Source organism: Amycolatopsis sp. NPDC004772 (assembly GCF_053601215.1).
The window spans coordinates 49,152-58,776 of sequence record NZ_JBSGBK010000055.1; the positions used below are offsets into that span (position 1 = coordinate 49,152).

Genomic DNA, 9,625 nt, shown 5'->3' on the forward strand with positions numbered 1-9,625 from the left:
GCACTGTCCACAAAGGAGCCCGGAGACCGGATACGCTGGCGCCATGGCTTTGCACGAACTCGGCGCGGCGGTGCGGCGGCTGCGCGAGAACACCGATCCCGCCGCCGCGGGGTTGCCGTCCGGGCGGCGGCGGACCCGCGGGCTGCGGCGGGAGGAGCTCGCCGAGCTGGCCGGCGTGTCGGCGGACTACGTGCGGCGGCTGGAGCAGGGGCGCCGCCACCCGTCGGCCGGGGTGGTGGCCGCCATCGCCGGGGCGTTGCGGCTCGGGCGGGCGGACTACGAGCGGCTCTGCGCGCTGGCCGGGTACGCCGCGGTCGACGGCCAGGTCCCGCGCGAGGCCGGGACGGCCGCCGTGCGGCTGCTGCAGCGGTTCCCCGACACCCCCGCCTTCCTGGCCGACGCGGCGTGGAACGTGCTCGCCGTCAACAGCGCGTGGTTCGCGTTGCAGGCCGGCGGCCCGACCGGGCACGACCGGGACTGGAACGTCGCCTGGCGCACCTTCCGCAACGCACCCCGCGGGATCAGCCGGGACGACGACGGCGCGGCCGGGTTCCGGGCGATGCTCGCCGACCGGCTGCGGGACACCGCCCTGCGCTACCCCGCGGACGCCTCGCTCGCCGGGCTCGTCGACGAGCTGCGCACGACCAGCCGGTCGTTCGACACCCTGTGGCGGACGCCCGAACCGGTGCGCACGTACGAAAACCGGGCCGTGTTCCGGCATCCCGACGGCGCCGACCTCACCCTCGACGGCAACCTCCTGGAAGTCCCGGGCGACGGCCTGATGGCGGTGGTCCTCACCGCGGCACCCGGGTCGCGCGACGCGGCCCTGCTCGGCGAGGTCGTCGCCGCCGCCGGGCCGCCGTCCGTCGTCAGGGTGGGCCAAACCGGCCCAGGCTGAACCGGTCGGCGGCCGCGATCCTGGGGGCGAAGTGGATCACGGACGAAGGCGAGCAACCCGATGAAGGCAGTGCGGTTCCACGAGTACGGCGATCCCGGCGTCCTGCGCTACGAGGACGTGGACCGGCCCGTCCCCGGGGCCGGGCAGGTCCGGATCCGGGTCGCGGCGACGTCGTTCAACCCCGTCGACGGCAACATCCGCGGCGGGTTCATGCAGGGCCCGATCCCGGTCGTGCTGCCCCACACGCCCGGCATCGACGTCGCCGGCACGGTCGACGCGCTGGGCGAGGGCGTGGCCGGCCCGGAGACCGGCACCGAGGTCATCGGCTTCCTGCCGATGGACAAGCCCGGCGCGGCCGCGGAGTACGTCCTCGCCCCGGCCGACGTGCTGACCCGGGCGCCCGAGAACGTCCCGCTGGCCGACGCCGCCGCGTTGCCGCTGGTGGGGCTCACCGCGCACCAGGCCCTGTTCGACCACGGCAAGCTGACGGCCGGGCAGCGCGTGCTGGTCAACGGCGCCCGGGGCGCGGTCGGCGGGTATGCGGTGCAGCTGGCCGGGCACGCCGGTGCCGAGGTGATCGCCGTCGGCCGCACCACCGGCGACGTGGCGGCAGCGGTGACCGAGCCGGTCGACCTCGTGCTGAACCTCGCCCCGATCACCCCGGAGCGGCTGGCGGCCCTGCTGACGCTGATCCGCCCGGGCGGTGCCCTGGTGAACACGACGGTGTGGATGCCGGCCCCGTCCGACGAGGAGCGCGGCATCCGCGGCATCGACCTGTTCGTCCGCAGCGACGCCGAGCAGCTGTCCCGGCTGGTGGACCTGGTCGACCACGGCGAGCTGCGGATCGACGTCGCCGAACGGGTGCCCCTGGCCGGCTTGCCCGCCCTGCACGCCCGCGCGGCCGAAGGCGGGGTGCACGGCAAGGTCGTCGTCGTCCCGGAGCCCGCCTAGCGGGTGAAGGTGAACCAATTGACGTTGACGAAGTCCGCCGAGCTTCCGGAGAACGTCAGGTAGAGGTCGTGGACGCCGGTGGCGGACGCGACGATGTTGGCCGGCACCGTCTGCCACTGCTGCCAGCCGCCGTTGTTCGCGAAGTCGATTTCCGCGATCACCGGGCCCGTCACGCTGTCCAGGCGGGCCCGGATGGCGCCGCTGACGCCGGCCGCCGCGCCCGACGCGAGGCGGGCGACGAACTGGTGCGGCGCGCTCGAGCCGAAGTCGACGCGGGCGTACTTCAGCCAGTCGCCGTCGGCGATCCAGCCGACGTCGACGCCGCCGCCGGTGTCGGCGCACGACTCGTTCTGGGTGCCGTTCTGCGCGTTGTAGGCCTCCGCCTGGATGGTCGAGTACGCGCTCGTGCCGCCCGAGCCGGGCGGGGTGGTGCCGCCGCCCGCGCCCGGGCCGAGCGCGACCGTCCAGGACGTCGGGGCCGGGTCCTGGAGGTGGCCGTCGACCGGCTGGGCGCCGGTCGGGCCGACGTCGTCGTACGGGAAGGCGTAGCCGATCGACGCGTACTGGTGCACCAGGCGCGCGTAGTGGTTCGTGGTGGCGTCGCGGTAGTACTGCGAAGGCGGGACGCCGTCGGGCTGATTGTTGCCGCCGGCCACCAGCAGGCTGCTGCGGTTCAGGGCGGCGGCCAGCCGGGCGGCGACCGCGCCGCGGGCGTCGCTGCCGGAGTTGTACAGCGGCCCGCTCGCGCAGCCGAAGATGTCCGCCGCGCTCGGCTTGGTGAACGGCACGCCGTTGGTGTTCAGGCCGGCGAACACGATCGCGTCCCCGCTGACCGTGCCGGTGTAGGAGCCGATGCCGCCCTGGCCGTTGATCGTCAGCGGCGTCGTGCGGTAGTGGTCCCAGACGGCGTTGAGGTAGCTGGTCCAGTAGCCGCCGAAGTCGACCGGGGAGTGGCCGGGGGCGAGCACGCGCACGACCTGGCCGGAGGCGTCGGTGACGACCAGCCGGTCCCACGGCGCGCCGTCGGCGTTGTGCTGCGCGCGCAGGCCGTCCGCGATGCTGCCGAGGGCGCCGTTGGGCAGCGGGCTGACCGACTGCGCACCGGCCGCGCCGGTGGTGGCCATCGACACCGGCAGCGCCACCATGTCGACGTAGCTGATGTTCGCGTAGAGGTTCGCGCTGTTGTAGGTGAACTCGCAGAACGTCCAGTTCGTCTGCCAGTTCGGGTCCGCGGTGGCGAACCCGGGCTGCACCAGGCCGGGGCCGGGGTTGACGAAGAACTGGAGCTTCTTGCCGACCGAGAACCACACCCGGCCGCCGATGAGGTAGTCGGTCAGCGTCACGGTGAGCTGGGAACCCGATCCACCGAGGGGAATGGCGTAGTCGGGGATCGGCGTCACCGGCGCCGACGGGTTGGCCAGCGGCTGGAACCGCCCGTCGGCGGTCACGAAACCGGGGCGGCCCGCGGTGTCCGCGCCGCTGATGTAGGCGTAGACGGTGCCGCTGCCCGAATTGTTCTTGAGCGTCAACGGCAGGGCCGCGGCGGCGCGGGCGCCCGGCGCGGTGACGGCGGACCACAGCGGCGTGCTCGCCGCGGCGGCGACCAGGCTGGTGACGAACGTACGCCTCGACAGCATGGCACCTCCTCGAAAGCGGAAACGGTGCCCGGACGGTAGGTACGCGGTGCGGCGGGGTCAACATCCCGCGGGCCGGGTCGGGTACGGACGGCCCTCGACGGTGCCCTTTCGTAGCCGGACCACTGTCCGCGGTGGTCCGGTGAATGTCCGGCGTATGTCCGATGTGGACGGTGGGTCAGCGGGCCCGCGGCGCGGGCAGGCCGGCCGCGGCCAGCGCGTCCCAGAGCGGCCGCGCGTCGACCCGCTTGGTGCCGAGCCCTTCGACGAACCGGCAGCCGAACGCGGCCGCGGTGAGGGTCGTGGTCCGGTTCCGGGTGTCGGCGAACCGCAGCCGGTAGCTGGGTCCCAGGTCCGCCGTGCAGACCGGGTCGGACGGCGCTTCCGGCAGATCGCACGCCGCGGCGGCGACCTTCTTGATCGCGGCCGCGTCGGTGCTGCGGTCTTCACCGCGCGTGCCGTCCGCCGGGCCGGGCAACGGCGGGTACAGCGGCCCGCTGACGACGAGTTCGCGGGGTTCGTAGGAGGCGGAGCACAGCGGATCGGCCGACGCGGGCCGGGCGTTGGCGCCGCAGGCCACGCCGCTCAGGGCGACGACGAGCACGCCGGAGAGCGCGGACAGCCTTCGCATGGGATGCCTCCTTCGGTCCGTTGCCCCGAAGACGGAACGACCCGGCCCCCGGGTTGCACGGCCGGGCCTAGGAGGGCACCCCCTCGGCGAGGATGACGTCGGCGAGGTTGTCCATCGCCCGCTTCATGTCGGCTCGCAGGCCCGCCGCGACGATGCGGTGCACCAGCGGCCCGAGCGGCCCCAGGCCGAGGCGGTACTGGACCGCGTACGTCATCAGCGTGCTCTCCGACCCGTCGCCGCGGGTGATCGGCTCGAACTCGAACACGTTGGTCAGGTCCTGCAGCGGCGCGAAGCCGGTGCCCGTGTCGACGCGGCGGGCCAGGGGCTCGATCTCGCGGACCGTCCAGACGGACCGGGTGGTCAGCGGGCCGAGCGACTTGTTGTGCTCGCGGTAGGTCCGGCCGAGCTCCGCGGTGCCGTGGTGGTCGGTCACCTCCAGGACCGTCGGGACCCACTCGGCGTAGCGGTGGGTCGCGGAGATCACGTCCCACACCCGCCGGACCGGGTGGGGGATGATCGCCTGCTCGGAAACGGTGTAGTCGCGCACCATCGTCCCCTTCACTCGTGGCCGAGGACGGCGCGGGCGGCGGTCTCGCCGGAGCGGACCGCGCCGTCCAGGTACCCGTTCCAGTGGTCGGAGTGCTCGGCGCCCGCCCAGTGCACCCGGCCGAACGGCCGGTCGCGCCAGGGGCCGAGCTCGGTCAGCACGCCGGTCCCGGGCACGGACGTCGGCCCGCCGCGGGTCCACTCCTCGCCGACCCAGTCCTGTTCGAAGTACTCCACCGGCCGCAGCGCGGGCTTCCCGACCGCGGCGGCGAAGGCGCGCAGGACGGCGGCACGTCGTTCGCGGGGCGGCCGGGCCGCCCAGAGGTGCCACTGCGGGCCGCCGAGGAAACCCATGAGGACACCGGGTTCGCCGTCGGGCGGGGAGTTGTCGAACATCGAGCAGATCGGGGACGGGTGCCGGAACACGGCCTGGCCGTTGAGCCCGTCGGCGCGCCAGAACGGCTCGGGGTAGACGGCTTCGCACTTCATCAGCGCGCCGAAGGCCATCCGGGAGAACAGCGCGTCCTGCTGCGGCGGCAGCAGCGGGCGCCAGGAGATCCGGGCGGCCAGCGCGGGCGGGACGGCGACGACGACGTGCCGCGCGTGCCAGGTGTCCACATCGGACTGGACGGTCACCGAGCCGGCGTCCTGCTCGATCGCCCGCACCGGGGCGCGGAGCACCACGCGGCCGTCGAGCTCTTCGGCGATGCGCTGCGAGATCAGCTGGGATCCGCCGGCGAAGCGGGATTCCTGCGCGCCGCCGGTGACGCCGATGCCGCGTTCCAGCGTGCCGGGTGTGGTCTCGTTGCCGAACCCCGCGATGTACCAGAGGCTGTAGAGCAGCGAGGTGTCGGCGGCACTGCCGCCGAAGGCCGAGCCGAGCAGCACGTTGACCAGGTCGAGCGCGCCGGTGCCGGCCGTGGTGTGCCGGAGCCAGCTTTCGAACGTCACGCTGTCCCACGCCCGTGCCTTGGGGGCGCGCCACGGCGCGTCGAGGGGGATCTTCCGGGCCAGCTGGTCGATCCGCCGCATGGCGATGCCGAGGTCGGGCAGGGCCAGGGGGTCGGGCGGGATGTCGCCGCGGTACCGGCGGGCCCGGTCGCCGTGGACGTAGACCGACGCTCCCCGGGTGTAGGCCGGGAACGTCTCGACGCCGACCTGCTTGGCCAGCGCGAGGACGTGGTCCTGGGTGGGACCGGCGAACTGCCCGCCCGCCTCGACCACCTTGCCGTCGCCGAGGGCGTGGTTGACGGTGCGGCCGCCGACCCGGTCGCGGGCTTCCAGGACGACGACGTCCCGGCCGGCCGCGGTCAGCTCGCGGGCGGTGGTGAGCCCGGCCAGGCCCGCGCCGACCACGACGACGTCAGTGCGGCGCATCGGCGGCCTCCAGCGTCGGCGTGGCCGCGGCGAAGGCGTCGGCGGCGGCCAGGTCGAACTCGCCGTGGTCGCTGCCCAGGCCCTGGGCGACCAGGGCCGCGGCGGCGGAGCCGAGCACGGCGGCGTCCCGCGGGGACCGGCCGAGGCCGACGCCGCGGAGGAAACCGGCGGAGAAGGCGTCCCCGCAGCCGGTGGTGTCGACGACGTCGACCGCGAACGCGGAGACGGCGATCACCTCGTCCGCGGTGATCACCAGGGCGCCGCGGGCGTCCCGGGTGACGGCGACACAGCCGACGCCCTGGCCGATCAGCGCGCGGGCGCCGTCTTCGAGGGTCTCGGCGCCGGTGAGCCCGAGGACCTGCTGTTCGTTGGGCAGCAGGTAGTCGAGGTGCGGCAGGGCGGGCGCGATCCAGGCGAGGACGCCGGGGTCGCCCGGGGCGAGCAGGTCGGCCGAGGTGACCACGCCGGCCGCCCGCGCGGGGGAGAGGATCTTCGCCGCGTTGTCCCCGCCCATCAGCTCGGGCGCGCCGAGGTGCAGGTGGGTCGCGCGGGCGACTTCGGCTTCGGCGATGTCGTCGGGGCCGTAGGTGAGGTTGGCGCCGGGGACGTGGAAGGCGGGACGGCTGCCGTCGGGGCGGATGGGCAGCACCGACGCCGAGGTCTGCACGGCTTCGCGGCGGACGACCAGGGAGGTGTCGATCCCGAACTTGGCCAGCATGGCCAGCAGCAGGTCGCCGATGGGGTCGGTGCCGATCGCGCCGGCGGTGCGGACGGCCGCGCCGAGCTTGGCCAGCGTCAGCGCGGTGCCGGCGGCGGTGCCGGCCGGGCTGAAGCGGATCTGCTCGACCAGGGCGGCACCCTGCCCGTCCGGGATGGCCTCGACCGGCCGGACCTGCACGTCGAACACGTGCGCGCCGAGCGTGATCACCGTTTGCGTCACAGATCCTCCTCGATCCGTTTGGTGCTGCCGTAACCGCGTCGCAGCGCGGCTTCGACCACCGCGGTCTGCTGGGCGGCGTCCAGGGTCCGGGGGGTGCCGATCGTGGCGGCGTTCCGGTAGAGCTCGCAGGCCCACTCGAGCAGCAGTGCGTTGTCCACCGCGGCCTGCAGCGTCGGGCCGTGCACGACGGCGCCGTGGTTGGCCATCAGCGCGGCCGACTTGCCCTCCAGCGCGGTCCAGACGTGCTCGGCGAGCTCGTCGCTGCCGAAGACGGCGAAGGGGGCGACGCGGATGGCCCCGCCGAGCAGGAGCTGCTGGTAGTGCACGCACGGAAGTTCGTCGAGCACGAGCGACACGGCGGTGGCCTGCGGCGAGTGGGTGTGCACGACCGCGGCGGCGCCGGAGCGGCGGTAGATCCCGAGGTGCAGTTCGAGTTCCGAGGTCGGCGCGAGGTCGCCGGCGACCACGGTCCCGTCGAGGTCGACGACGGTGACCTGGTCCGCGGTGGCCCGCCCGAGCACGACGCCGGTGGCGGTCACGGCGACGTGCCCGCCGGCGCGCACGCTGACGTTGCCGGCGGTGCCGATCAGCAGCCCGGCACCGGCCAGGTCGTGACAGGCCGCGACGACGGCCTGCCGCTCGGCCCGCAGGAGCGGGGTGTCCTGGGTCATCGGCTCAGCGTAGGCCAAACATGAAACAAAGTCACGTTCAGGTTCGAGGTGCCCCGGCGGGCGGCTGGTGATCGACCCTCGCTGCGTCCGGGTCGCCGGAGTCCACAGTGGTCACTGCCGCCGGTGAACCGGACGTCTCCCCGGCCCGTGTAGACGGACGGGTGTGGAGCGGAAGTACGGGAGAGCGCCGTTGACTGCCATCGAAGAACGCCGGAAGCCGGACGAAACGCCGGGCTGGAACGTCGATCCGGTGCTCGTCCTGACGTTGATCCTGTTGGCCGGATTCCTGGCGCAGGGCCCGGTCCGGCGCCTGTTGTCCACCCCGGTCATGCAGAGCTGGATGACGGTGTTCGTGGCGGTGGTCGTCCAGGCGCTGCCGTTCCTCGTCCTCGGCGTGCTGCTCTCGGCCGGGCTCGCGGTCTTCGTGCCGCCGTCGTTCTTCACGCGCGTGCTGCCGAAACGGCCGTTGCTGGCGGTGCCGGCCGCCGGGCTGGCCGGGGCGGTCCTGCCCGGCTGCGAATGCGCGTCGGTGCCGGTGGCCGGGGCGCTGGTGCGCGGCGGCGTGCAGCCGTCGGCCGCGGTGGCGTTCCTGCTGTCGGCACCGGCGATCAACCCGGTGGTGCTGACCGCGACGGCGGTCGCCTTCCCCGGCCAGCCGCGGATGGTCGTCGCCCGGTTCGCCGCGAGCCTCGCGGCGTCGTGCGTGATGGGCTGGCTGTGGCAGCGGCTCGGCCGTCCAGACTGGCTGCGGCCCCGCGCCCACGACCACGGCGCGGGCGGCGGCCGGGGAGAGGCGTTCTGGGGATCGGTGCGGCACGACGTCATGCACGCGGGCGGGTTCCTCGCCGGCGGCGCGATGGCCGCCGCGACCCTCAAGGCCGTGGTGCCCGCCTCCTGGCTGCACGCGGCGGCCGGCCACCCGGTCGTCGCGGTCCTGGCCCTGTCGGCCCTCGCGGTGCTCCTGTCGATCTGCTCGGAGGCCGACGCGTTCGTCGCTTCGTCGCTGACGCAGTTCTCGCCGACGGCACAGCTGGCCTTCCTGGTCGTCGGCCCGATGATCGACCTCAAGCTGTTCGGCATGCAGGCCGCCACGTTCGGCCGCGGGTTCGCGCTGCGGTTCGCGCCGGCGACCTTCGTCGTGGCCGTGGCGGCCGCGGTCGTGACCGGGGCGGTGCTGCGGTGAACCGGACCGGACAGGCGATCCTGCTGTTCCTGGTCGGCGGCGTCCTGCTGCACGCCGGCCTCACCGGGCTGTACCTGCGGTACGTCAAGGCCGGCCTGCAACCGCTGGTGCTGGCCGCGGGCGCGGTGCTGGTGGTCGCGGCCGTCGCGACCGCCTGGTACGCCCGGCGGCGCCCGGGCGGGCCTCCGGCGCCGCGCGTTTCGTGGCTGCTGGTGCTGCCGGTGTTCGCGCTGATCCTCGCCGCACCACCGGCTTTGGGGTCCTACAGCGCGATGCGCGCCGGCACCGCGGTGACGGCGCCGCGGATCCTCACCCCGCTCCCGGACGGCGATCCCGTCCGCCTGACGATGATCGACTACGCCGACCGCGCGGTCTACGACCACAGCCGGTCGCTGGCCGGCCGGACCGTCACGATCACCGGATTCGTGGCCTTCGACCGCGGCGGCACGCCGTACCTGGTCCGGATGCTGCTGAACTGCTGCGCGGCCGACGCCCAGCCGGTGAAGGTCGGGCTGACCGGCCGCGTCCCGCCGGTGCTGCCGCCCGACGCGTGGCTGGAGGTCACCGGCGCGTACACCGGCCGGCAGGCCACGGACCCGGTCAACGGCGGCACCATCCCGTTCGTCGACGTGGGCCGGGCCCGGCCCGTCGCGACGCCCGCCGATCCCTACGAAAGCCTCGGCTAGCGACGCTGCCGCGGTTGTGGGGTGGTGGGTTGGGGGGTGGTTTGAGCCGCGAAACACCACACCCCCTGCCGGCGGGTGATGGGCCGGCGGGGGGGCACAAGCATCTAT

General features: G+C 74.3%; 10 protein-coding genes. 4 read left to right on the forward strand and 6 right to left on the reverse strand.

Annotation, left to right across the window (positions count from 1 at the left end; genetic code table 11):
* Positions 1-43 precede the first annotated feature (43 nt).
* Entirely contained in the window at positions 44-898 is an 855-nt protein-coding gene (locus tag ACWEF6_RS28240) for a helix-turn-helix domain-containing protein (protein ID WP_449685700.1), read from the forward strand.
* A gap of 60 nt (positions 899-958) precedes the next feature.
* A complete protein-coding gene (locus ACWEF6_RS28245; RefSeq protein ID WP_449685701.1) occupies positions 959-1,849 on the forward strand; it encodes an NADP-dependent oxidoreductase in 891 nt (296 codons plus the stop codon).
* Here the strand turns inward: ACWEF6_RS28245 and ACWEF6_RS28250 are convergent.
* From ACWEF6_RS28250 to ACWEF6_RS28275, 6 genes are all read right to left on the reverse strand, one after another.
* Positions 1,846-3,486 (reverse strand): beta-1,3-glucanase family protein, encoded by a 1,641-nt coding sequence (locus ACWEF6_RS28250; protein WP_449685702.1) that lies wholly within the window; start codon positions 3,484-3,486, stop codon positions 1,846-1,848. The genes ACWEF6_RS28245 and ACWEF6_RS28250 overlap by 4 nt on opposite strands.
* A 175-nt stretch (positions 3,487-3,661) precedes the next feature.
* The gene (locus ACWEF6_RS28255) at positions 3,662-4,114 is read right to left on the reverse strand and encodes a hypothetical protein (protein WP_449685703.1); all 453 of its coding nucleotides are present in this window, start codon (positions 4,112-4,114) and stop codon (positions 3,662-3,664) included.
* Positions 4,115-4,181: 67 nt separating this feature from the next.
* Positions 4,182-4,661, reverse strand: a complete 480-nt coding sequence (locus tag ACWEF6_RS28260) for an SRPBCC family protein (protein WP_449685704.1) — start codon at positions 4,659-4,661, stop codon at positions 4,182-4,184.
* 11 nt (positions 4,662-4,672) lie between these two features.
* Entirely contained in the window at positions 4,673-6,037 is a 1,365-nt protein-coding gene (locus ACWEF6_RS28265) for a flavin monoamine oxidase family protein (protein WP_449685705.1), read from the reverse strand.
* Positions 6,024-6,977 carry a carbohydrate kinase family protein gene (locus tag ACWEF6_RS28270; RefSeq protein WP_449685706.1) on the reverse strand — a complete coding sequence of 318 codons (954 nt, stop codon included), beginning with the start codon at positions 6,975-6,977 and terminating at the stop codon, positions 6,024-6,026. The genes ACWEF6_RS28265 and ACWEF6_RS28270 overlap by 14 nt, the downstream gene beginning before the upstream one ends.
* Entirely contained in the window at positions 6,974-7,648 is a 675-nt protein-coding gene (locus tag ACWEF6_RS28275) for a class II aldolase/adducin family protein (RefSeq protein ID WP_449685707.1), read from the reverse strand. The genes ACWEF6_RS28270 and ACWEF6_RS28275 overlap by 4 nt, the downstream gene beginning before the upstream one ends.
* A 190-nt stretch (positions 7,649-7,838) precedes the next feature.
* Here ACWEF6_RS28275 and ACWEF6_RS28280 point away from each other — a divergent pair, with 190 nt between their 5' ends.
* Both ACWEF6_RS28280 and ACWEF6_RS28285 read left to right on the forward strand, forming a co-directional pair.
* Entirely contained in the window at positions 7,839-8,831 is a 993-nt protein-coding gene (locus ACWEF6_RS28280; protein WP_449685708.1) for a permease, read from the forward strand.
* On the forward strand, positions 8,828-9,517 hold the full coding sequence (locus tag ACWEF6_RS28285) for a TIGR03943 family putative permease subunit (RefSeq protein ID WP_449685709.1): 690 nt from the start codon (positions 8,828-8,830) through the stop codon (positions 9,515-9,517). Before ACWEF6_RS28280 ends, ACWEF6_RS28285 begins: the two co-directional genes overlap by 4 nt.
* The last annotated feature ends 108 nt before the right edge of the window (positions 9,518-9,625 follow it).

Excerpts from the sequence above, each read along its gene's own strand:
- ACWEF6_RS28255 (WP_449685703.1), bottom strand. The coding sequence starts at position 4,114 with ATGCGAAGGCTGTCCGCGCTCTCCGGCGTGCTCGTCGTCGCCCTGAGC.
- ACWEF6_RS28265 (WP_449685705.1), bottom strand. The coding sequence starts at position 6,037 with ATGCGCCGCACTGACGTCGTCGTGGTCGGCGCGGGCCTGGCCGGGCTC.
- ACWEF6_RS28240 (WP_449685700.1), top strand. The coding sequence starts at position 44 with ATGGCTTTGCACGAACTCGGCGCGGCGGTGCGGCGGCTGCGCGAGAAC.
- ACWEF6_RS28250 (WP_449685702.1), bottom strand. The coding sequence starts at position 3,486 with ATGCTGTCGAGGCGTACGTTCGTCACCAGCCTGGTCGCCGCCGCGGCG.
- ACWEF6_RS28275 (WP_449685707.1), bottom strand. The coding sequence starts at position 7,648 with ATGACCCAGGACACCCCGCTCCTGCGGGCCGAGCGGCAGGCCGTCGTC.
- ACWEF6_RS28245 (WP_449685701.1), top strand. The coding sequence starts at position 959 with ATGAAGGCAGTGCGGTTCCACGAGTACGGCGATCCCGGCGTCCTGCGC.